The sequence below is a fragment of the Microbacterium album genome (assembly GCF_014643695.1).
Classification (GTDB): Bacteria; Actinomycetota; Actinomycetes; order Actinomycetales; family Microbacteriaceae; genus Microbacterium; species Microbacterium album.
On the sequence record NZ_BMJY01000021.1, the window covers coordinates 1 to 22,575 of the forward strand.

Annotated in this window: 18 protein-coding genes; 12 read left to right on the forward strand and 6 right to left on the reverse strand. The window is 71.3% G+C overall.

The features are described from left to right. Positions 1–301 precede the first annotated feature (301 nt). Positions 302–1,102 carry a response regulator transcription factor gene (locus tag IEX37_RS14680; protein ID WP_188757124.1) on the reverse strand — a complete coding sequence of 267 codons (801 nt, stop codon included), beginning with the start codon at positions 1,100–1,102 and terminating at the stop codon, positions 302–304. 139 nt (positions 1,103–1,241) lie between these two features. Further along, positions 1,242–3,599: a bifunctional diguanylate cyclase/phosphodiesterase gene (locus tag IEX37_RS14685; RefSeq protein WP_188757125.1), complete on the reverse strand. Its 2,358-nt coding sequence runs from the start codon at positions 3,597–3,599 to the stop codon at positions 1,242–1,244. A 367-nt stretch (positions 3,600–3,966) separates the two neighbouring features. Between IEX37_RS14685 and IEX37_RS14690 the strand changes: the two genes are divergently transcribed. The 12 genes from IEX37_RS14690 to IEX37_RS14745 all read left to right on the forward strand — a co-directional run bounded on the left by IEX37_RS14690 (position 3,967) and on the right by IEX37_RS14745 (position 17,926). Further along, positions 3,967–6,525 carry a sensor domain-containing protein gene (locus IEX37_RS14690; RefSeq protein WP_188757126.1) on the forward strand — a complete coding sequence of 853 codons (2,559 nt, stop codon included), beginning with the start codon at positions 3,967–3,969 and terminating at the stop codon, positions 6,523–6,525. Between the two features lie 81 nt (positions 6,526–6,606). Then, positions 6,607–8,295, forward strand: a complete 1,689-nt coding sequence (locus tag IEX37_RS14695; RefSeq protein ID WP_188757127.1) for a GspE/PulE family protein — start codon at positions 6,607–6,609, stop codon at positions 8,293–8,295. Positions 8,296–8,400: 105 nt separating this feature from the next. Further along, positions 8,401–9,618, forward strand: a complete 1,218-nt coding sequence (locus tag IEX37_RS14700; RefSeq protein ID WP_188757128.1) for a type IV pilus twitching motility protein PilT — start codon at positions 8,401–8,403, stop codon at positions 9,616–9,618. Further along, on the forward strand, positions 9,615–10,850 hold the full coding sequence (locus IEX37_RS14705; RefSeq protein WP_188757129.1) for a type II secretion system F family protein: 1,236 nt from the start codon (positions 9,615–9,617) through the stop codon (positions 10,848–10,850). Before IEX37_RS14700 ends, IEX37_RS14705 begins: the two co-directional genes overlap by 4 nt. A 257-nt stretch (positions 10,851–11,107) precedes the next feature. Further along, on the forward strand, positions 11,108–11,584 hold the full coding sequence (locus IEX37_RS16110) for a type IV pilin protein (RefSeq protein WP_308421677.1): 477 nt from the start codon (positions 11,108–11,110) through the stop codon (positions 11,582–11,584). A gap of 68 nt (positions 11,585–11,652) precedes the next feature. After that, a complete protein-coding gene (locus IEX37_RS14715; RefSeq protein ID WP_268236549.1) occupies positions 11,653–12,132 on the forward strand; it encodes a type IV pilus modification PilV family protein in 480 nt (159 codons plus the stop codon). Positions 12,133–12,154: 22 nt separating this feature from the next. Further along, positions 12,155–12,736, forward strand: coding sequence for a prepilin-type N-terminal cleavage/methylation domain-containing protein (locus tag IEX37_RS14720; protein ID WP_188757131.1), 582 nt, complete (start codon positions 12,155–12,157; stop codon positions 12,734–12,736). Between the two features lie 23 nt (positions 12,737–12,759). Beyond that, a complete protein-coding gene (locus tag IEX37_RS14725) occupies positions 12,760–14,322 on the forward strand; it encodes a hypothetical protein (RefSeq protein WP_188757132.1) in 1,563 nt (520 codons plus the stop codon). After that, on the forward strand, positions 14,319–15,191 hold the full coding sequence (locus IEX37_RS14730) for a prepilin peptidase (RefSeq protein WP_308421678.1): 873 nt from the start codon (positions 14,319–14,321) through the stop codon (positions 15,189–15,191). The genes IEX37_RS14725 and IEX37_RS14730 overlap by 4 nt, the downstream gene beginning before the upstream one ends. A 91-nt stretch (positions 15,192–15,282) precedes the next feature. Next, entirely contained in the window at positions 15,283–16,299 is a 1,017-nt protein-coding gene (gene pilM / locus IEX37_RS14735; RefSeq protein ID WP_188757133.1) for a type IV pilus assembly protein PilM, read from the forward strand. Further along, the gene (locus IEX37_RS14740) at positions 16,296–17,240 is read left to right on the forward strand and encodes a PilN family protein (RefSeq protein WP_188757134.1); all 945 of its coding nucleotides are present in this window, start codon (positions 16,296–16,298) and stop codon (positions 17,238–17,240) included. Before pilM ends, IEX37_RS14740 begins: the two co-directional genes overlap by 4 nt. Next, the gene (locus IEX37_RS14745) at positions 17,237–17,926 is read left to right on the forward strand and encodes a GumC domain-containing protein (RefSeq protein ID WP_188757135.1); all 690 of its coding nucleotides are present in this window, start codon (positions 17,237–17,239) and stop codon (positions 17,924–17,926) included. The genes IEX37_RS14740 and IEX37_RS14745 overlap by 4 nt, the downstream gene beginning before the upstream one ends. On the opposite strand, the gene IEX37_RS14750 is transcribed toward IEX37_RS14745, so the two are convergent. From IEX37_RS14750 to IEX37_RS14765, 4 genes are all read right to left on the reverse strand, one after another. Then, positions 17,818–18,672: a response regulator transcription factor gene (locus IEX37_RS14750; RefSeq protein ID WP_188757136.1), complete on the reverse strand. Its 855-nt coding sequence runs from the start codon at positions 18,670–18,672 to the stop codon at positions 17,818–17,820. The two genes, IEX37_RS14745 and IEX37_RS14750, sit on opposite strands and share 109 nt — an antisense overlap. 109 nt (positions 18,673–18,781) lie before the next feature. Beyond that, on the reverse strand, positions 18,782–20,086 hold the full coding sequence (tyrS, locus tag IEX37_RS14755) for a tyrosine--tRNA ligase (protein WP_188757137.1): 1,305 nt from the start codon (positions 20,084–20,086) through the stop codon (positions 18,782–18,784). Positions 20,087–20,129: 43 nt separating this feature from the next. After that, positions 20,130–21,359: an ATP-binding protein gene (locus IEX37_RS14760; RefSeq protein WP_188757138.1), complete on the reverse strand. Its 1,230-nt coding sequence runs from the start codon at positions 21,357–21,359 to the stop codon at positions 20,130–20,132. Between the two features lie 68 nt (positions 21,360–21,427). Next, positions 21,428–22,575, reverse strand: a 1,148-nt coding sequence (locus IEX37_RS14765) for an HNH endonuclease signature motif containing protein (protein WP_194461750.1), incomplete at its 5' end; no start/stop codon positions are given.

Sequence of the window (22,575 nt, forward strand, 5' to 3'; positions counted from 1 at the left end):
ACAAGTGCACGCTGTTGAGTTCTCAAGGATCGGATGCTCCCAGCCCTGCGACTCCCGCCGCAGCCCTCCGGGGCAACTTCTCTATCTTAGCTCATCCTGCCGCGTTGTCAATCCGACGCGCCGCTGCGCTCTCCGGGGAGAAGCGCTCGCTGCGTCGGGTCGGGCGACCGATGAGCTGAGTCCCCCATCCTAGGCCGAAGGTCGATCGCACTCAAGGTGAGAGGTTCGGAAGGGGGTGGTCCCGCTTGAGGAGGGGAGACCGTCGGTCTCACTCGCTCCTTTGGGGCGACAAGTGAATACGTTACGCGGATCCGGCGCTGCGGGCAAGCTGCGACGCCCCCGGGCGTGTCGCACCGTCGAAGGCGGCGCGTGGGTCGTCGGCCTCCGCGAGTCGATACCCGCCCCCCGCGACGTGCTCGATCCGCGGCGTGCCGTCCGCGCGGTGGCCGAGCGCGCCGGCCAGCTGTTCGATCCGGATCTCGGCGGCGCGCACGGCGGCCTCGGGCAGGTCCCCCTCGGTACGTCCGCGCACGGCGAGGGCGAGCCGGTGAGCGGAGATCGGCCGCGAACCCGCGCGCATCAGCACCTCGAGGAGATCGAGCTCGCCGCGGCTCAGCCGGAGCTCCTCCTCCGCCGCCCATGCCCGGCGCGCTTCCGGGCGCAAGCGCAACGGACCATGCGCGAGCTCGTCGGTGACTTCCCGCTCGCCGGCCGTCGTGCCCGGCGCGAGGGCACAGGGACGGCGCACGAGGGACTCGATCCGCTCGCGCAGGACGCGGGGGCTGAACGGCTTCGCGACGAAGTCGTCCGCGCCCGCGTGGTAGCCGGCGAGCTGATCCTCTCCGGTCGCGCGCGCCGACACCATGACGAGATACGTGGCGCTCCTGCGGCGGATGCGTCGCGCCGCCTCGAAGCCGTCGATGCCGGGCATGCCGATGTCGAGGGTGGTCACGACCGGGTCGTGGAGAGACACGAGGTCGACGCCGTCGAGACCGTTGGCCGCGGTATGCACGACGAACCCGAGCTGCTCGAGAACCTGGACGATCAGAAGCCTGACGTCCGGGTCGTCCTCGACCACGACGGCGACACGGCGCTCCCTCACGCTGCCTCCGTTCCCCCACGCCGGCCCGGCGCGTTCGCTCCTTTGCCGTCGGGCGCCGCCGGCCGGATGCCCGACGCTGCCCTCCCGCACATGGTAACCGACCGGTATACCGTAGGGGGCCGTCGCCGTGCGGCTCGGATCAGTCGACCAGGTCGGGCCGCGTGGCGTTGGGCACGCTCGCGCCGCGCTCGCGCAGCAGCCCGCGCAGGACGTCCGCGTCCACGGGCCGCTGGAAGAAGTAGCCCTGCATGTAGCGCACACCGAGGCGTGCAAGCCGATCGCGCTCCTCGATCGTCTCGACGCCCTCGACGACCATCCGCACGTTCAGCTTCCGCGACAGCAGGGCGAGCGAGCGGATCACGTGCTGGGTCTTCTGGGCCGACAGGTCGCGGATGAGCGCCCTGTCGATCTTGAGGACGTCGAACGGGAACTCCACGATCGCGAGCATGGTCGAGTACGCCTGACCGAAGTCGTCGAGCGCGAACACCACCCCGAGCTCGCGCAGCTCCTGGAGGCCGTCCATGACGGCGTCGCTGGTGCGGCCGAGCGAGTTCTCGGTGAGCTCGAGCGTCAGGCGCGTGCCGGGATGCTCCGCCCGCAGCGCACGGATGGTCTCTCGCAGCTCGCTGCCGAGCACCTGATCCACCTCGACGTTGACGTGCACGTCGTCGAGGTCGGGCGCCAGCTCGCGGAACGACGCCGCGTCGGCGTGCACGCGCTCCAGGATCCGTCCCGTGAGCGCGTCGAGCCTGCCGAGGCGCCGCGCCTCGTGGACGACGAGCGTGGGAGACACGTCGCCGAAGCCGTGGGGCCGGCACCTCAGCAGGGCCTCCAGCCCGATGGCCGTGCCCATGACGTTGTCGACGATCGGCTGGTAGGCGAGCCCGAAGTCGCTGCTGTCGATGCTCTCCCGGATCGCACGGCTGAGGTCCGACCCGGTCACGACGCCCTCGGGAAGCGGCGTCACGACCGACCACGCCTGACCGCCGACCAGGGAGACACCGGGCGCCGTGAAGGAGCGGTCGCCCGCGTCCCGCACGAGCCGACCCGGATCCTCCTCGCGCTCCGCCGAGTACGCGAGTCCCGACGTGACGGTGAGCGCGAGAACCGTGTTGTCGATCGTGAACGGCGCGCCCGCCGCGTGCAGGAGCCGTCCCGCGACGAGCTCCGCGTCCGCACGGTCGGCCAGGTCGTGGAACACGACGCCGAACTCGTCGTCGCCGACGCGAGCGACCGTGTCCGAGGGTCGGACCGACCCGCGCAGCCTCTCGGCGAACACCTGCAGGACGCGGTCGGCGAAGTCGCGCCCGTGCTGGGCGCTGACGGCCTTGAATCCCGCGAGGTCGATCGACAGGACGGCGATGCCCCGCCCGGGAAGCCGAGTCTCGTTCGCCCGTCGCACGGCCGACTGGAACTCGTGATAGTTCGGCAGGCCGGTGAGCGGATCGGTCCGGGCCTCGGCGCGCAGGTCGCGCACCTGCCGCCCCACGCGCAGCGTCTCGGTCGCCATGCTCGCGACCGCCTCGAGCGCCCGCGCGTCGTCACTGCGGAAGGGCGGGCGCCCACGCCGGCGGGTGACGACGAGGAATCGCTCGTCCTCGCCGGGCGCGCGCACGGCGGCGCTCAGCTCGCTGCTGCGCGTCGTCCTCTCCTGGGCGATGCGCACCTCGTCGGCGCCGGTGGCGGCGGCCGCGTACTCGCGCGCGAGAGCGAAGTCGTCCGCCTGCTCGGGCCACGGCAGCTGCCGGGCCGCGGCGAGCACGGCGTCCAGTCGCACCCGCCCCGCGATCGCCTCCGCCCGCACGACGATCGCGAGCGCGACGGTCCCGACCAGACCATGGACGATCGTGGCGATCTGCGGGGCCGTGAGCTCGACGACGAGGTTCTCGAGCGCCCCGCCGGCCGCGCGGGCGACCATCGTCAGCACGACGTTCGCGAGCGCGGCCGTCGCGATGCGACCCGGGGACAGCGAGCGGAGCACCTCACCCAGCGCTGAGCCGCGGACGACGCATGCCGCGACCGGAATCGCCAGCCGGACGACCACGTACGCGGCCGTCGCCAGCACACAGGCGAGGACGTCGGGCAGCCCCGCAGCGGTGACGGCGCGCCACACGAGGAGGTAGGGAAGTCCTCCGAGCGCGATGGCGGCACCCGTCTCGACGACGCGCGGTGTGGGACCCCAGAACAGGACCAGGCCGATGATCACCCCGACGCTCCACGCGAGCAGCAGAGCGGGCCCGGGCGCCTCCGGCGCAGCCGCCCCGAGCAGCGCGGCCACGATGCCGAGGTGCACGGCGGGCGCGATCGAGGAGACCGGGACGCGTACGCCCGCGCTGAGCCCCGCGCCGACGATGGTGAGCAAGATGAGCACGCCGTCGTCTGCGAGGGCGGGCCACGGCGTCGCCGCGGCCAGCGCCCCGAGGTATGCGACGAGGAGCAGCGCGGATGCCACGAAGACGAGATATCGCGGCGTCGCGCGCGCCAGCCGCACCATCATCCGCCGTGCTCCCGTCCCGCACCGGACGTGAGGGTGCCACCGGCGCCCATTCAGGCTACGACATGCGGGGCGCCCGAAAAGCACGCCACCCCGGCCCCGCGGCGGGTGCGGGGCGGCGTCGTGGACGTGAGGTCGCATACGCCGCGCCGAAACATGCCGAGCGACGCACGTGAGACGCACGTGAGACGCACGTGAGACGCACGTGAAAAGTGAGGCGCGGACGCCGGGATGCCGGTACAGTCGCGCCTGTGACGCGCCTCGGCGACAGCACAGGGCGCGTGCGGGGGAGACGCGAAGCGTCGGGCGGTACGCGCGCGTACGGGTGCGGACCGCACGACGTCGCGGCGCACGCGCACGAGAGGACGACATGGACAGCGACGAGGACGTCGGCGGCCAGAAGGCGATGATCGCCCGCCTGCGGCACGACCTGCGCCGATTCCGCACGATGGCGGAGCAGACCGGTGACGGCCTGATCCTGTCCGAGGACGATCGCGTGGTCTTCGCGAACGCGCGCGCCGCCGAGATGCTCGGGGCGCTGCGGCCCGAGGACCTGCACGGCCGAGAGCTCATCGAGCTCTATCCCCCGTCGCAGCGGCGGGCGGGAGCCGCGCAGATCGAGACCTCGCAACAGCAGCCGGGAGTGGTGATCGAGTCGGAGCTGACGCTCCCCCAGCGCGATGGCGACGGGATCGAGGTCGCGGCGCACCTCATCACCACGATCGTGGACGGCCGCACCGTTATGCAGTGCGAGTTGCGCGACCTGTCGAGCCGCCGGCGGTTCGAGCAGGCGCTGCGCGAGGAACGCGAGTACTCCGATGCGATCATCGACAGCCTCCCCGGGCTCTTCTATCACTACGACGAGCAGGGACGGCTGCTGCGCTGGAACCGCAACCTCGAGGAGATCTCGCGGTACAGCGCGGACGAGCTCGCCGGCTCCCCCGTGGACCTCCACTTCGAGCCGGAGGAGCTGGAGCGCGTGCGGGCGAGCATCGCCGAGGTGTTCCAGAACGGGACGAGTGAGGTCGAGGCGAGCGTCAACATGCCGGACGGCCGCACGGCACCGTACCTGTTGACCGGCCAGAGCTTCCGATACGGCGACGGCAAGATCGGCCTGGTGGGCATCGGGCTCGACCTCACGGAGCAGCGAGCGGCCGAGCGACGGCTGCGCAAGGAGTCGGCGCTCCTGCGCGCGCAGCTCGACAACAGTCTCGAGGGCGTCATGATCGTGGACGCGGACGGCACGATCACGATCAACCGGGTCTTCGCGCGGATCTGGCGCGTGCCCGAGGAGCTCGCCGCGGCCGCCGGGCAGGACGACTTCTTCTACCGCCTGTACGCGCACATGATGGCGCAGATGGTCGACCCCAGCGCGGTCGCGGAAGCCATCGGCACCACGTTCCAGGCGCCGGACGCGGTGCTGAGCGGCGAGATCGCCCTCCGCGGCGGCACGGCGCTGCGCTACCACACGGCGCCGATCAAGGACGACGGAGAGCAGTACTACGGGCGCACGTGGGTGTACGGAGACATCACCGAGCAGCGGGCGGCCGAGCGGCAGGCGGAGCGCCTCGCCAACTACGACGCCGCCACCGAGCTGCCCAACCGACGCTTCATCCAGACGCGCATGGCCGAGGCGGTCGCCGCGGGTCGCCCGTTCGCGGTGCTGAACGTCGATCTCGACAATTTCAAGGACATCAACGACGCGTACGGCCACCCGTTCGGCGACGCGGTGCTGAAGGCGGCCGGCGAGCGCCTGCAGGAGCTGCTCTCGGGGATCGTGCCCGATGCCACGCTCGCCCGCTTCGGCGGCGACGAGTTCCTCGCCCTCCTGCCCGAGGTGCAGGACGAGGCGCACGCCGCCCGCGCGCTCGACGTGGTCGTGGCGGGCCTCCCCCGCCCGCTCAGGGTCGGGAGCCGCGCCGTCCGCGTGTCCGCGAGCGTCGGCGCCGCGCTCTGGCCGGCGCACGGCGGCGACGTCGACGCCCTGCTGCAGGCCGCCGACATCGCGATGTACCACGCCAAGCGCAACGGGCGAGACCGCTTCCAGCTCTTCTCGGCCGCGCTGGCACAGGAGCGGCAGCGGGCGGTGGCGCTCGAGACGGGCCTGCGCGCCGCGATCGCGGCGGGGGATCTGCGGCTCCACTATCAGCCCAAGGTCGCCGCGGCGACCGGCGAGCTGACCGGGTTGGAAGCGCTCGCACGTTGGCACCACCCCGAGTACGGAGAGGTGTCACCCGATCGCTTCATCGCGATCGCGGAGGAGTCGACGCTCATCATCGAGCTGGGCAGCTGGGTGCTGCGGGAGGCGTGCCGGCAGGCGCGCGCCTGGCTCGACGCGGGAGTCCCCCTCCCGCCGATCGCGGTGAACGTCTCGGCCGGGCAGATCCTGTACCACGACCTCGTCGCCGAGGTGACGGGCGTGATCGACGCGAGCGGCGTCCCGCCCGAGCTGCTGCAGATCGAGCTGACGGAGAGCGTGATGGCGAAGGATCCGGAGCTGGTGGCATCCGCGCTCGACACGCTCTCCCGCCGAGGCGTGACGACCGCGATCGACGACTTCGGCACCGGCTACTCGAGCCTCAGCTACCTGCGGTCCTTCCCCGCGCACGCGATCAAGATCGACCAGGTGTTCATCGAGCGCCTGACGGACAGCCCGGACGACGACAAGATCGTGCGAGCGACGATCTCGCTCGCCCACAGCCTCGGCTTCCGCGTCGTCGCCGAGGGGGTCGAGACCGAGGCCCAGCGGGATCACCTGCTCGCCCTGGGCTGCGACGAGCTGCAGGGCTGGTACATCGGACGGCCCGCCCCGGCCGACAGCGTTCCCGAGGTCATCGCGCGTCTGCGGCCCGGCGCCCGGCAGAGCCCGCGTCGGCAGGGCTCCCAGGCCGGCGACCCCGGGGGGTCCGCCCCCGCCGGTGTATCCTGACCGCAGCCGCCGCGGGCCTCGCCCGGGCGGCCGTTCCGGTCCCGCGCGGGCACTCGCGCATCCAAGGTTTGGGGAGCTCTGATGCCGACCCTCACCGACATCCTGGTCCAGCAGGGGGCGTTGCGCGCCGACCGTGTCACGGAGCTGGTCGGGGCCTCGGACGAGCTGCAGCGCGTCCGCGCGCTCGTGGCGCGCGGGGTGATCTCCGAGGCGCGCTACGGCGCCGCCCGGGCGGCGCAGGTCGGGGTGCCGTTCGTCCGTCTCGACGACCAGCCGGTCGACCCCGAGGTCGTCACGCGGATCCCGGCCGCGATCGCCCGCAAGCACGAGATCGTGCCGGTGACCGTCACCGAGCAGAACCGGGTGCCGCACGTCCTGCTCGCGATGGCGCATCCCGAGGACGTCGTGGCGATCGACGACGTGCAGGTCGCCTTCGGCATGCCCGTGTCGGTCGTGGTCGCCACCGCGGGCGACATCCAGCGCTGCATCGACCGCCACCACCGGGCCGACAGCGAGCTGAACCAGCTCTCCTCGACGCTCGCCGACTTCGAGGACGCGCCGTCGTCCGCCGCGGAGAGCGCGTTCAGCGTGGGCGAGACGGGCGACGACGAGGGCGCGCCGATCGTGCGCTTCGTCAACCTCATGCTGAGCCAGGCCATCCGGGACCGGGCGAGCGACATCCACGTCGAGCCGGCCGAGGACCGCGTGCGCGTGCGCTACCGCATCGACGGCGTGCTGCACGAGATGCCCAGCGCCCCGAAGACGATCCAGGCGGGACTCACGTCACGCCTGAAGATCATGAGCGACATCGACATCGCGGAGCGGCGGATCCCGCAGGACGGGCGCATCTCCGTGACGCACCAGGGCCGCACGATCGACCTGCGCGTGGCCACGCTGCCGACGGTGTGGGGCGAGAAGATCGTCATGCGCATCCTCGACCAGGCCGGCACCGCGCTGGCGATCAGCAGCCTCGACCTGTCGGAGCGGAACCTCCGGGCCTTCCGCACGGCGTACACCAAGCCGTACGGGATGATCCTCGTCACCGGCCCCACCGGCTCGGGGAAGTCGACGACGCTGTACTCCACGGTCGCCGAGATCGCACGGCCCGAGGTCAACGTCATCACGATCGAGGATCCCGTCGAGTACCGGCTCCCCGGCATCAACCAGGTGCAGGTCAACACGCAGGCCGGTCTGACCTTCGCGACCGCGCTGCGGTCGATCCTGCGCAGCGACCCGGACGTCATGCTCGTGGGCGAGATCCGCGATCCCGAGACCGCGTCGATCGCGATCGAGTCCGCGCTGACGGGGCACCTGGTGCTGTCGACGCTGCACACGAACGACGCCCCGAGCGCCGTGACCCGGCTCATCGAGATGGGGGTCGAGCCGTTCCTGGTGGGGTCGGCGATCGACGTCGTGGTCGCCCAGCGCCTGGTGCGCAAGCTGTGCGAGCGGTGCAAGCAGCCCGACCAGCTCGCCGAGGTCGACCTTGCTCCGCTCGGATTGGCGCGCGACGCGGGCGACGAGCGCATCGCCTACCGCGCCGTCGGCTGCGACCACTGCGCCGGCACCGGGTATCTCGGACGCCTCGCGATCCACGAGGTGATGACGGTGACCGAGCCCATCGAGCGGCTCGCGGTGGAGCGCGCATCCAGCACCGACATCGCCCGGGCGGCGCGCGAGCAGGGCATGGTCACGCTGCGCGAGGACGGCTGGCAGAAGGTGCTCGCGGGCCGCACGTCGCTCGAGGAGATCCTCCGTGTCGTCGCCTGACCCCCACCTCCCCCACCCCCGCTCGTTGAGCGAGCCGAAGGCGAGTCGAAACGGGTTGAGCGAGCGCAGCGAGTCGAAACCCCCCTCCCCCACGAAGGACCCCACATGAGCGAGGCCACAGCCCCCGGCACCCAGCGCGCGATCACGATCGACGAGGCGCTGCGGGCCATGGTCGGCTCCGGCGCGTCCGACCTGCACATCACGGTCGGCGTGCCCCCGATGATCCGCCGGCACGGCTCGCTCGTGCCGCTGCCCGGCGCGCTGCCGTGGGGGCCGGACGACGTGCGTCGCGAGGTCTTCAGCCTCATGTCCGAGGAGCAGCGGGAGGAGTTCGAGCGCGACAGCGAGCTCGACTTCGCGCACGCCCTGGATCTGGATCCGCGCGACCTCACGCTCGGCGGCGACGAGCGCGGCGGCTTCGTCCGCTTCCGCGTGAACGTGTACCGCCAGCGCGGCTCGGTCGGCGCGGTGTTCCGGCACGTCCCCGTGTCGATCCGCACGCTCCGCGAGCTGGGCGTGCCGGGCCAGGTCGGGAAGTTCGCCGAGCTCCCCCGCGGCCTCGTGCTGGTGACCGGGCCCACGGGGTCGGGAAAGACCACGACCCTCGCGGCGCTGATCGACAAGATCAACCGCGAACGCCAGGCGCACATCATGACGATCGAGGATCCGATCGAGTTCCTCCACACGCACCGCACGTCGATCGTCAACCAGCGCGAGGTCGGCAACGACACCGAGTCGTTCCACCGCGCGCTGCGACAGGTGCTGCGCCAGGACCCCGACGTGATCCTGGTCGGCGAGATGCGCGACCTGGAGACCATCTCGGTCGCCCTGACGGCCGCCGAGACCGGTCACCTCGTGTTCGCGACCCTGCACACCCAGAGCGCGCCGCAGACGATCGACCGCATCATCGACGTGTTCCCCCCGCACCAGCAGACGCAGGTGCGCACGCAGCTCGCCTCGACGCTGCGCGGCGTCGTCTGCCAGTCGCTCGTCCCGCGCGCGGACGGCGAGGGGCGCGTGGTCGCGACGGAGGTCCTCGTCACCACCCCCGCCGTGAGCAACCTGATCCGCGAGGCGCAGACCTACCAGATCCCGGCCATCATGCAGGCGGGTGCGATCCACGGCATGCATACGCTCGACCAGGATCTGGCCCGGCTCGTCGACAGCGGCGTGGTCACGCACCGCGCGGCCGAGGAGTTCTCCTCCGACCGGGAGGCCCTGCGTCAGCTGACCCGCCGCAGCGAGGGCGCGATCTCGGAGGAGCCGGTGGACATCGACTTCAACGACGCGTTCTCGACGCCCACGCGACGGAGCCGGCGGTGAGCGACGTACAGGCGTTCGACTACATCGGGCGCGACGCCGAGGGCAAGGTGCACAACGGGACCGTCGACGCGCCGAACCGCACGCTCGCGGCGGCACGGCTGCGGCAGATGGGCGTCGTGCCGACGCACATCACCGAGTCCAAGGGCAGCTGGCTGACGCGCGACCTCGAGTTCAGCGGGTTCCAGCGCAAGATCGGCCTGGGCGAGGTCGCGGTGGCGACGCGCCAGCTCGCGACGATGCTCAACGCGGGGCTCACGCTCGTGCGGGCACTCACGATCATCGAGGAGCAGGCCGAGCAGCCGAAGCTGGCGGACGTGTTCCGAGACGTGCGCATCGACATCGAGCGGGGGCGCACGCTGTCGGACGCGTTCCAGCGCCGTGGCAAGGTCTTCCCGCCGCTCATGATCCACCTCGTCAAGGCCGGCGAGGCGGGCGGATTCCTCGCCGAGTCGCTCGAATCGGCCGCGGACGCGTTCGACGCCGAGCTGAAGATCCGCGACACCGTGAAGGCGTCGCTCACGTACCCCGTCATCGTCCTGATCGTGGCGATCCTCGCCGTCATCGCAATGCTGATCTTCATCGTGCCGGTGTTCGAGAAGATGTTCGCGGATCTCGGCGGCGAGCTGCCGCTGCCGACGCAGGTGCTCGTGGTGATGTCGCAGAACATGTGGTGGTTCGGCCCGCTGCTGCTCGTGCTGGTGCTCGGTGCGTGGCTCGCCTGGCGCCGCTACAGCCAGGTGCCGGAGGTGCGCCGCGCCATCGACCTTGCCCGCAACCGGGTGCCGGTGTTCGGCGTGCTGTTCCGCCAGGTCGCGATCGCCCGCTTCACGCGCACGCTCGCGACGACCCTGACCGCCGGCGTGCCGATCATGCAGGCGCTGACGATCGTCAAGCAGACCGCGGGAAGCGCGCTCGTCGAGGACGCCGTGGGCCGGGTGGCCGACGGCGTGGGCCGCGGCCGCTCGCTCGCCGCGCTGGTCGCCGCGGAGGAGGTCTTCCCGCCGCTCGTGAGCAACATGGTGGCCGTCGGCGAGGACACCGGCGCGCTCGCGTCGATGCTGCGGCGCGTCGCGGAGTTCACCGACCGCGAGGTGCAGCTCACCGCGCAGCGCCTCACCGCCATGATCGAGCCCCTGATGATCGTGATCGTGGGCGTGATCGTCGGCGGCATGATCGTGTCGTTGTACCTGCCGATGTTCGGCATCTTCGAGCAGATCCAGCAGACCGCCTGATTTGCGTCGGCGCCGACGCGAATCTGTCGCAATCGCGGGCACCTGAGTGCTAGTCTCGCAGTACCTGTTAATCCTCGGTGAATCTCCCGGGTGACGCAGGCCGGCGTGATGGGTGCATGCCGAACGGGGACGACGACGATGCACCATGCGCTGACATCGGCCCTGCTCGGCGGCCTCGGCGCCGCCTGCCGAAGCCGCCGACTCTCCGGGAGCGACAGCCACCCCCGCTAAGCCCCGATCCACGAGGTGTCTCAAGAATGTTCAAGTCCCCCAGCGCCCTCATGCGCACCGCCGATGCGCTCATCGAGCGTCGAACCAACCTGAAGAAGGGCGACAAGGGCTTCTCGCTCATCGAGCTGCTCGTCGTCGTCCTGATCATCGGCGTCCTCGCCGCGATCGCCATCCCGATCTACCTGGGCTCGGTTGCCACGGCGCAGGAGAACGCCGTGAAGGCCGCCGCGACCAACGCGAAGGCCGTCTTCGCTACCAAGGTGTTCGACCTCAGCGCCTCCGGAGAGGATGACCTGACCGCCGCAGCGCAGGAGGCGGCGGCAGAGTCCAGCAGCACCGAGATCCGAGTGAGTGTCGTCATGCCCGATGGCGCGACGACGATCACCTCCACTAACGCGAACGAGGTCCAGTTCGAGGCCGAAGGTACAGGTGAGGGAATTCCGGTGAACGTCACCTTCACCACCTCCAACGGAGTAACGACCGGGGGCGGCGGCGAAGGCTAAGCACCTCCTCTTGAATGATCGTGTCAGCGGTTCGCGTATCGCGGACCGCTGACACGATCCGAGACCGCATGGTGACCCGAACAGGACGCGACGAGGGCTTCGGCATGGTCGAAGTCCTCATCGCCATGTTCATCGTGGCCCTGATCGCGCTCGCCTTCCTGCCCTTGCTTGTCCAGGGACTGAGCGCTGCGGCTCTGAACACGAAGGCCGCGGCAGCCGCGCAACTGGTCAACGAGAAGATCACCGCGGTTGCTGGAACACCATGGACGTGCGCCGACGCGGCCAACCCAGACAGCCCGCTCCACCCGTTCGTGACCGGGCAGGACGACACTTTCGTTGAGGAGACTGGCTCCGGCCCGCTCCTCAACGACCGGACGCCGGTGACCATTGAGTACCGGAACCTGAGCAGCGACCCGTCGGAGCTCTGCACGGGGGGCGTTGCGGCTGGCACCATGACCCTCCGCGTATCGGTGCGAGGCATCCATCAGGACGCCGAGCGCGTCTTTGCGGGGGCAACCACGATCGTGCAACTCGTCCCCGTCCCCTGACACTCTGCCTGGATTCGGAAGCATGCTTAACGGCACCCCACGACCGGCACGGCCGGACAGCGGATTCACGCTCGTGGAGCTGCTGGTTTACGTGCTGCTGATGGCGATCGTGCTGATCGTCGCGGGCGGCCTGTTCGTGAACGGCATGCGGTCCACGACGCTCGTGCAGGGCTCGTCTGATGCTGCGCGCGACGCGCAGACCGTGATGCGCACCGTCGCGTCCGCCGTGCGCAACGCGTCGCATCTTTCGGCCACGCCGACGCTCATCGTCATGCGTGACGCGACCAGCGAGAACTGCCTAGCCTGGTCGTTCGAGGACGACGGCGCCGTATGGGGAAGGGCCGGGTCCGCCGAGGCGATCTCGGCCGGGCCAGGCAACGATGCCGGTGGCCGCGCCGGCTGGATCCTGCTCGCCACCGGCATCGAGCGCCACGACGATGCGCCGTTCTTATCAGCGGAGGCAGGAGAGCTCCCGGCTCTGCCCAACACTATCGAGGCGGTGCGGGTGCTCTTCGCCGCGGATACCGGTGCATCACCCACCGTCATCGATACGCAGATACGGCCCCGCTGGCCTGAAGGGGGTTCGAACCCATGTGCCGCCTGAGAGTGCCAAGACAGCTCGGATGCGTGGACTCGCGCGACCGCGGCTCCGTGCTCGTCCCGGTCATCGGTATCGCGGCGATCGTGCTCGTCCTCGCGCTGCTCGTGGCGAGCCTCACGGTGTCTTCGCTCCGCACCACCCAGTCGACCCGTGCATCTGTACAAGCCAGCGCCGCTGCCGAAGCCGGTATCGCTTGGGGAGTGGCAAACTTCCACGGCGGTGAACTCTGCGGCAACGGCATCCGCTCGGCCGACCTCCGCGACGAGGATCCCGCCTTCGTGATCGAGATATCCTTCAGCACGAGCGCGACCATCGAAGAGGCGGTGGCGTCCCCGGAGGGGTGGCGGTCTGACACATGCCCGGGAGCCGCCTCGGGCGCGAACTTCGTGAGGCTCACCTCGACCGGCTTCGGCGGTTACGGCGACTCATCCCGTACCGTCGAGGCAATCTACGAGTACACGTCAGAGACCACGGACCCGCCGCGCAACCCCATCTTCTCCGGCGCGATCTTCGCTGGGACGGCCCTGAACCTCGAGGGCGGCAACCTCATCCGAGGCGACATGGCCGCAGACGTCTACGTGAACATCACCACTGGTACGACCCTGAAGTGCCAGGGGTCAAGCGCGATCGACGGCTCGCTGATGGTGACCACCGGCAATCTGGAGTTGCAGAGTTGCACTGTGCGGGGCGATGTCGGCGCTGGCGGAACGGTGCTCGTCCAGAACCCTTCTCGCGTCGAGGGCAACGTGTACTCTCTGGCGAATCCTGGCACGAGCGTAACAGTCAGCAACGGCACGACGATCGGCGGCACGATCCTCGCCCGAGGCGGCCTGAAGTCTCAGGGCCGTAGCGACGCGGCCGCGCTGGACGAGCTCGTCTCGCAGAACGTTCTCACCAGCGGCGGACGTGCATCCGCCCGCCTCAACGACCTCACTGTTGCACTGCCGGTAGCGCCGACATGGCCGGAGATGTCCATGAATTCGCCCGACCTGGCCGCCCTCGGCTACGACGTCGTCGTGCTCCGGTCCGACCAGTGCCGGCCCGCTAACGGCAATGGGCTCCGCGAGCTGTACGAGGCGCACTTCGGCCGCAGCATGAAGACGGTGATCGATGCACGGGCCTGCAGCAAGCTCGACATGGAGGGCAGCGACCTCACGCTGCGACTCAATGCCGACGTCATCGTGTTGACCCCCGCCAACGTCGCGATGTCACGAACCGTCTTCGAGTCCGCCAGCGGCGCCGACCACGATCTCTGGTTCGTGCACAACGACGCCAACCGGGAGGACGCTAAGCCCACCTGCGGGCACAACGGCACGTTCGAGATCAAGGACGGCGCCCGGGTCCGCGAGAGGATCTCCGCGCTCATCTACTCGCCCTGCAGCATCGTGCAGAACAACGGAAGCGAGTGGCGCGGGCAGCTGGTCGGCGGCAACGTCACCGTTCAGAGCGGCCACTCGGTCTTGGTTTCGGAGGACGTGGGCCTGGGCGCCGGCGACGGGAGCGACAGCGGCCAAAGCGAAACCTCCCCCGAGACGGGGACGGGCGGCGTCCTCGGCAACGCCCCGCTCGTCTACAGGGACGTGAGGTGACCGCGCCGCTGGCCGCGATGACCGCGCCCCTGGCCGCGTTGGCCGCGCCCCTCGCGGCTGTGGTCAGCCTCCTCGGGCTGGCGATCGGGTCGTTCCTGAACGTCGTCGCGCACCGCGTGCCGCGGGGTGAGTCGGTGGTCGCGCCGCGGAGCGCGTGTCCCGCGTGCGGGCACGCCATCCGGGCGTACGACAACGTGCCGGTGCTGTCGTGGCTGGTCCTGCGGGGGCGCTGCCGGGACTGCGGGGCGCGCATCGCGGCGCGCTACTCGCTGGTCGAGCTCGCGACCGGCGCGCTGTTCGCGGTCGTCGCGCTCGCGTTCGGTCCCGCGGTGCTAGGCGCCGGCTCCCCCGCGGAGGCCGCCGCGGCGATCGTCGTGCTCGCCGCGCACCTCGCGCTGGCGGGCTTCGGCGTGGCGCTCACCGCGATCGACCTCGACACCCAGCGGCTTCCGAACGCGCTCGTGCTGCCGCTGCTGGGAACGGGGGTGGTCGCGTTCGCGGTGGCGGGTCCGCTGTCGGGCGACCTCGGCGCGACCGTACGCGCATTGGCGGGCGGCGCGATCCTGTTCGCCGTCTATCTCGTGCTGCACCTGGTGCGGCCCGACGGGATGGGCGCGGGCGACGTCAAGCTCGCCGCGGCGCTGGGCGTGTTCCTCGGCTGGTCGGGGTGGGGCGCGCTCGCCGTGGGCGCGATCGCGGCGTTCGCGCTTGGCGCCGTCGTGGGGATCGTGCTCATGCTCGTGCGGCGCATCGGACGCAAGGGCGGCATCCCGTTCGGCCCCTGGATGATCGGGGGCGCGTGGATCGGCATCCTCGCCGGCGAGCCGCTCGCGCGCGCCTACCTGAGCCTGTTCGGACTGGCCGCATGAACGGCGCACGTACGCGCCGGACGGGGGCGGCCGTCAGCGCGCGGCATGATGGAGGGGTGTGCGTCCGCCGCACCGCAGCTGAGGGAGCACCATGGGCAACGTGATCGGACTCGACTTCGGGTCGAGGGCCATCCGCGCCATCGAGATGTCGAGGCTGAACAAGCCCGAGCCGCGGATCGAGCGATTCGGGGAGGTGCGGCTGCCGACCGGCGCGATCGTCGACGGCGAGGTCGCCGAGCCCAACACCGTGGCCGACGCGCTGCAGCGGCTGTGGCGCAGCGCGAAGTTCAGCACCCGCGATGTCGCGATCGGCATCGGCAGCGGGCGCGTCGTCGCGCGGCCGATCACGATCGACGACGCTCCCCCCGCACAGGTGCGGGCCGCGCTGCCGATGCTCGTGGAGGATCTGCTGCCCTTCCCCGCCGCCGACGCCCTCATGGACTTCTACCCGAGCGAGCGTGTGCCCGACGACCCCGCGAAGGTGCGCGGCCTGCTCATCGCCGCCGCGAAGGGCAGCGTCGACGACAGCATCCGCGCCGTCCGTCGCGCCAAGCTGCACACCCAGGCTGTCGACCTCATCCCCTTCGCGCTCGCCCGCGTCTACCTGAAGGGCCGCTACGCGGTCGGCACGGCCGCGCAGATCGAGATCGGGCGCACGACCACCAGCGTCATGATCGTGCGCGACGGCGTGCCGCAGTTTCTGCGGTTCATCCCCTCGGGCGGCGACGAGGTGCAGCGCCAGCTGGCGGTCGCCCTCGAGCTCGAGGACGAGGACGCCGAGCGGCTGTTCCTGTCGCGCGACGACTCCGAGCCGCACGTGCGCGACGCGTTCCAGCGCGCGACGCTTCCCCTCGTCAACGCCATCAACAACACGCTGTACTACTACGCCAACACGCATCCCGCGGAGAAGCTCGCGCGCGTGTACCTCACGGGCGGCGGCGCGCGCATGCCCGGTGTGCGGGAACAGCTCGAGCTGCGCTCGGAGACCTGGGTCAGCTACGCCGACCCGCTGTACCAGCTGCAGGTCCACCCCCGGATCGACCGCGACAAGCTGCTGGAATCGTCGCCGGCGGTCGCGATCGGCCTGGCGATGGGAGGTGCCGCGTGAGCGACCAGCACACTCCGGGTGAGCCCACACAGGGCGAGCTGACACAGGGCGAGCCCACCCCGGACGACCCGCAGCGATGGCAGCCGCGATCGCGGCGTGGTCAGCGGAGGATGACCGCGCCGACGCCGACGATCGCACCGGCGGGGGCACCCGCGGTCGCAACCGCTGCACCTCAGGACGCCCAGTCCCCCACGAGCGACCAGCCCGCGTCCGTGGACGAGGCGGCGGACCGCAGCACCAGCACCGAGACGATCGCCGTACCGGAGGCGCGGCGGGCTCCGCGCGGACGGGCGCGCGCCGACCGCAACCACCTGGACGTCGGCGGGGTCCCGCGCGTCGATCTGATGCCCGGAGAACTGCGCATGGCGCGCGAGCTGCGCGAGCTGCAGGCGCAGTGGCGTCTCGGGCTGCTCGTGTGCATCCTCGTCGTGGTCGCCGTGTTCGGCGCCGTGCGGTTCTACGCCACGGGCGCGGAGCAGGAGCGCGAGGCGGCCCAGGCCCGGTTCACGGAGCTCACCGAGCTGCAGGCCACGTACGTCGGCGTGCGGGGCATCGAGGGGCAGATCGACGCGCTCAGCGCGGCACGCGGGGTGGCGGGCGCGTCGGAGGTCGACTGGGCCGGGTTCCTCGCCGAGCTGCACGCGACCCTGCCGGAGGGAGTGCGGGTGACGTCTCTCACGGCCGATGTGGCCACGCCGCTCGACCCGCACACGCAGCCCACGAGCCCGCTGCAGGGCGCGCGGATCGGATCCATCACCTTCAGCGCGCACTCGCGCGGCCTGCCCGACACGACGGCATGGATGCACCGGCTGGCCGAGATCACGGGCCACGTCGACACCACCCTCGTCTCCCTGAACGGCACCGAGGAAGAGGGCTACACGGTCGAGATGACCATGGGCTTCGACGAGCAGCGCTTCCACGACGCGGGAGGTGCGCAGTGAACCGGATCCGTTTCACCCACCTCGTCTTCGGCGCGCTGTGCGGAGGCATCCTCCTGATCGGCTTCCTCCTCGGCGTGCGTCCCCTGCTGGAGAACGCCGCGACCGCGCAGGACGAGACCGCGCGCATCGAGGGCCAGAACGCCCTGCTGGAGCAGAGCATCGCCCAGCTCCAGAGCGAGAGCGAACAGCTCGCCGCGCGGCAGGGCGAGCTCGCCGAGCTCCAGCGCGAGATCCCTCCGGCGCACGCGTTGGACGCGTACCTCGACCAGCTGCACGACCTGGCGACGGGGACGGGGGTCCGCATCCAGTCGGTGCGCCCCGCGGAAGCACGCCCCTACGTGCCGTCCGCCGCCGCGCCCGCCCCGACGGCCCCCGCCGACCCGGCGCTGCCCGCCGACACCGCGCCCCCCGCCAGTGCCCCCGATGCTCCCCCCGCCGCGGCCGGCACGGTCGACACCTCCGCATGGGACGGGCGGCTGGGCTCGTCGACGCTGACGGCGATCCCCGTCGAGATCTCGATCGCGGGCGACGCGAACGGCGTACGCTCCTTCGTCGAGGGCCTGCAGCGCGGCGACCGCTACACGCTCCTCCACCGGGTCTCGCTCAGCGGCGGCGGCGAACCGGTGGACGCCCTCGCGGGCGAGACGTCCGCGACGCTGAGCGGGATCGTGTGGGTCCTGCCCTGAGGCGCCGCTCCCCCGCGTTCTGACGCGCGGGCCAGCCGGTAGCCCACGGCCCGCACCGTCTCGATCCAGCGCGGGCGCCGCGCCGAATCGCCGAGCCGGCGCCGCAGGTTCGCGACGTGCACCTCGACGGCGTGGCCCCCGTGCGGCGCGGCCGGGCCGAGCGTGCGCCCCTCCTGCAGGACGCGCGAGAGCTCGGCCTTGCTCACCACTCGGGCGCCGGCCCGCAGGAGGTGGAGCAGGATGTCGAACTGGCTGCGGCTCAGGTCGACGGGGACGCCGTCGACCCGGACGAGGCGGGAGGCGGGGAACAGCTCGAGGCCGCGGTGGCGCAGCACCTCGTTCGACACCCCCGGACCGCCCGCCCCGAGACGCGGCGCGTATTCTGCTCGCCGCCGGATCGCATCGACCCGGGCGCGCAGCAGCCGGGGCTGGAGCGGCTTGCCGAGGACCTCGTCGGCGCCCGCGTCCAGCGCCTGGAGCACGTCGACCTCGGCCGCCCGGCCGGTGATCACGATGACGTGCGTCCAGCTGGACTGCCGGATGCGCCGGATGACCTCGAGGCCGTCGATGTCGGGCAGGTCGAGCTCGAGCGTCGTCACGAACGGATCGTGCCGGGTCACCAGCTCGGCGCCGGCCGCGCCCCTGCTTGCGCCGTGCACGGTGAGGCCGGAGTGCCCCAGCACCTCGGCGACGAGTCGCCGCGTCGCGGCGTCCTCGTCGATCACCACGGCAGTGCGCACATCCACCACACGGTCCCCCTCCGTCTCGCACGTACGCTACTGCATAGATGCGACACCGGTTCGGGATCGTCCACAGGCGGCGGCCGCCGGCTACCGCCGACCGCCGGGGCTCACCTCATCCGCGAGCGATGAACAGCCCCGCGAGCGCCTTCTTGCCGCGACGCAGCACCGAGACCCCGCCGGGCAGACCGCCCGTCACGACCGCGTCGTCCGACTCGACCTTCTGCCCGTCGAGCGACACGCCGCCCTGCCCGATCGCGCGGCGCGCCTCCGACGCCGACGACACGAGCCCCGTCTCGACGAGCGCCTGCACCACGCCGGACCCGGCGGCGACCTGCGCGTGGGGCAGCTCGCGCAGCGCCGCCGCCAGCGTGCCCGCGTCGAGGGCCGTCAGATCGCCCGCGCCGAACAGCGCCTCGGAGGCCGCGACCGCGGCGGCGGTCGCCTCCGTGCCGTGCACGGTCGTGGTGACCTCCCGCGCGAGGCGCTTCTGCGCGGCGCGGCGGAACGGCTCCTCGGCGACGAGCTGCTCGTACTCCTCGATCTCGGCGCGCGTGAGGAACGTGAACACCTTGAGCCGCGCGATCACGTCGGCGTCGTCGGTGTTGAGCCAGAACTGGTACATGGCGTAGGGGCTGCACATCTCGGCGTCGAGCCAGATCGCGTTGCCCTCGCTCTTGCCGAACTTCGTGCCGTCGCTGTTGGTGATGAGCGGCGTCCCGAAGGCGTGCACCGAGACACCCTCGACCCGGTGGATGAGGTCGACGCCGCTGGTGAGGTTGCCCCACTGGTCGCTGCCGCCCGTCTGCAGCACGCAGCCGTACTGCCGGTACAGCTCCAGGAAGTCCATGCCCTGCAGGATCTGGTAGCTGAACTCGGTGTAGCTGATGCCGGCATCCGAGTTGAGGCGCGCCGCGACGGCGTCCTTCTTCAGCATGGTGCCGACCCGGAAGTGCTTGCCGATCTCGCGCAGGAAGTCGATCGCGCTGAGCGGCGCCGTCCAGTCGAGGTTGTTCACGATGCGGGCGGCGTTCTCGCCCTCGAAGTCGAGGAAGCGCTCGACCTGCGCGCGCAGCCGCGCCACCCACTCCGCGACCGTCTCGGGGGTGTTGAGCGTGCGCTCCGCCGTGGGACGCGGGTCGCCGATGAGGCCCGTGGATCCGCCGACCAGGCCCAGCGGGCGGTGCCCGGCGAGCTGGATCCGGCGCATCGTCAGCAGCTGCACCAGGTTGCCGAGGTGCAGGCTGGGAGCCGTCGGATCGAAGCCGCAGTAGTACACGATCGGCGGTCCCGCGAGCAGGTCGCGGAGGGCGTCCGGATCGGTCGACACGTGCACGAGGCCGCGCCAGGCGAGCTCATCCCAGATCGTGTCGAAGGTCGGATCGATCGCCGGTGCGGCAACGGTGGTCTCAGATGTCACGCGTTCTAGCCTATGGCGTTCGCACGGGCGTGCCGCGCCGGTGTCAGGGCCGCCGCACGTCGCCGGACTGCGTGCGGACGAACTCCGAGAAGCCGGGGATCGTGAAGCGCAGGCGGCCGTGCGCGGGGGCCTCGATCAGGCCCTTGTTGATCAGGCTCTGCCGCGTCACGCCGAGGGACTCGGTCGGGACGCCCAGCTGTGCGGCGATCGCCCCGCGCCGCACGGACGCACCGGGCAGGCTCGCCATGGCTCGCAGGAACGCGCGCTCGGTCTCGGACGCGACGCGCCAGCGGCTGAGGAACAGCGAGTCCATCGCCGCCTGGGCCGCCGCGCGACCCGCGGCGACGTGCGCCAGCGAGATCGCGTCGCCGTTCTCGGGCCGCGCCGCCTCCCACGCCGCCGATCCGACGATCTGCAGCGCCTGCGGGTAGCCCCCGGCGCCCGCGACGGCGGCCTCGAGCGCATCGGCCTCCCACGTCACGCCGAGCTGACGCGCGGGCTCGGTCAGCACGGCGGCGGATGCCTCGGGGCCGAGCCCGCTCAGCACCATCTCGTCCACGCGCTCGCCGAACGTCGCCGCACGCGTGAGGAGCTCCTTGGTCTGCGGCAGCCCCGCGCCGACGACGGCGACCGGATATCGCTCCCGCTCGGCGCCCATGTTCTGCACGACGTTCAGCAGCACCGCGGCATCCGTCTGCGCCCGCTGATCGGGCGCGTACTCGCGCGCGCTACGGGACTCCAGCGGCGCGTGCAGCTCGTCGATCACGACCAGCAGGCCCGCTCCCCCGCGCTGCCGGATCATGGTGGAGGTCTCGTGGAGGAAGTCCTCCAGCGGGCCGAGCAGCGCCGGCGCAGGCCGGTCCCGCTCGTCCGCGCCGGGGGCGGTCCCGAGCTTCGCGGACACCTTCGCGATGCCGAGGTTCACCTCGAGGCCGAGCTCTTCGATCCGCCGCTTGGAGCGGCTGTCGCGGGGACCGACATCCGCGCGCTGGAGGGCGCGCGTCACGCGGTCGACCACGTCGGTGAGGAAGGGCTGCTGCTTGATCCCGGCGGACCAGGCCACCACGAATCCGTCGCTCGCCGCGCGATCCGCGACGTCGCGCAGCAGCGACGTCTTGCCGAGTCCCCGCGGACCCGTCACGATGGTGAGCGGCCCCATCATCTCGCCGTACGCGATCACGCGTGCGAGCCGGTCGCGCAGGCGCGTGCGTTCCTGCTCCCGCCCGACGAACACGCGCGGACGGTCGCTCGGCGTATATGGATTGAGCTGCATGAATCCCCCGATACAGGTCGTTACAGCTTGCCCGATCTGTAACGACCTGTAAACCCGTGCCGGGTGCCTCATCCGGAACGGCTCCGCGGGCTCGGTCTTCGGGTAAGGGCATTGGGTGCGGGTCGGTAGATCCCGCGTCTGTCGATCCAGGGCGGGGCCTTGATGACCGGGGTGCCGTTTCGCATGCGGATGTCCCACCCGGAGCGGTCGAGGTTGTGGTGGTGCCACCAGCAGACGAGCACTCCGTTGTCGGTGTGGGTGGGGCCGCCAGTCGCGTGTTCGTCGACGTGGTGGATCTCGCACCACGCCGCCGGGATCGTGCACCCGGGGATGACGCACCCGCCGTCGCGGGCGGTGATCGCACGGCGCTGGTGGGCGTTGAACACCCGCTCGGGGCTGCCGAGGCGGATGATCCTTCCGGTGCGGTCGTGGATCACCTTCTGCACGGCCCCGGTGCACGCGATCCGGTGAGCAGTGGACACCGGCACGCGGGTGTCGTCGATCCTCGCCGCGGCAGTGGGGTCGTGGAGGTCTTCCTGCGCGACCGTGACCACGAGCGTCGGGGCAGCGCCACCCAATGTCGGGGTGTCGGTGGCTTTCGCGGCGGTCTGGATGATCACGGCGAGCACGTCGTGACGCTTCTGCGTATTCGTGCGGGGGTCGTGCACCGCCTCGTCCTGTGACCAGCCCTCGGTTTCGTCCCGGTCTTCGGGGTCGGCGAGGTGGAAGCGGACGGCGGGGTTCAGGTGCGCGTCCAGCAGCCGCTGCAGCCCGGCGGCGACTTCCGGGAGCAGGGACCCGCGCAACGACACCAATCCGTCACGCGGGATCCCGAGGGTGAGGCCTCGGTTGCCGGCGGCACGTTCCGCGTCGGGTTCGGGGCCGTCCTGATCCAGGTACGCCGCCCACGTGCCGACGTGGACCAGCACCTCACCGAACGTCGGCGGAATCATTCCGGCTTGTTCTTCCAGGGCGCCGGTGGCGTACGCGACGGTGGTGGCTTCGGCCGCGTCCCGCTGCTGAGGGTCGGAGCGGTCCTCCACCTTGCTCAGCACGGTCGTGATCTCGTGCGCAGTATCCACGCCGAGCACTCCGTCTCGTAGTGCTTGACCGACGTGGGAGAACCGGGCCGGCAGTTCCTCCCCGGTCAACGACACCCGGGGCCGGGTGCGCTTGTCCAACCGGATACGGGCGTTGATCGTCTTCGCCGACACCC

Bases quoted from the DNA above. Each gene is read 5' to 3' on its own strand.
- IEX37_RS14760 (WP_188757138.1), bottom strand. From the start codon at position 21,359: ATGCAGCTCAATCCATATACGCCGAGCGACCGTCCGCGCGTGTTCGTC.
- IEX37_RS14720 (WP_188757131.1), top strand. From the start codon at position 12,155: ATGCTTAACGGCACCCCACGACCGGCACGGCCGGACAGCGGATTCACG.
- IEX37_RS14715 (WP_268236549.1), top strand. From the start codon at position 11,653: ATGGTGACCCGAACAGGACGCGACGAGGGCTTCGGCATGGTCGAAGTC.
- IEX37_RS16110 (WP_308421677.1), top strand. From the start codon at position 11,108: ATGTTCAAGTCCCCCAGCGCCCTCATGCGCACCGCCGATGCGCTCATC.
- IEX37_RS14685 (WP_188757125.1), bottom strand. From the start codon at position 3,599: ATGATGGTGCGGCTGGCGCGCGCGACGCCGCGATATCTCGTCTTCGTG.
- IEX37_RS14700 (WP_188757128.1), top strand. From the start codon at position 8,401: ATGAGCGAGGCCACAGCCCCCGGCACCCAGCGCGCGATCACGATCGAC.
- pilM (WP_188757133.1), top strand. From the start codon at position 15,283: ATGGGCAACGTGATCGGACTCGACTTCGGGTCGAGGGCCATCCGCGCC.
- IEX37_RS14690 (WP_188757126.1), top strand. From the start codon at position 3,967: ATGGACAGCGACGAGGACGTCGGCGGCCAGAAGGCGATGATCGCCCGC.
- IEX37_RS14695 (WP_188757127.1), top strand. From the start codon at position 6,607: ATGCCGACCCTCACCGACATCCTGGTCCAGCAGGGGGCGTTGCGCGCC.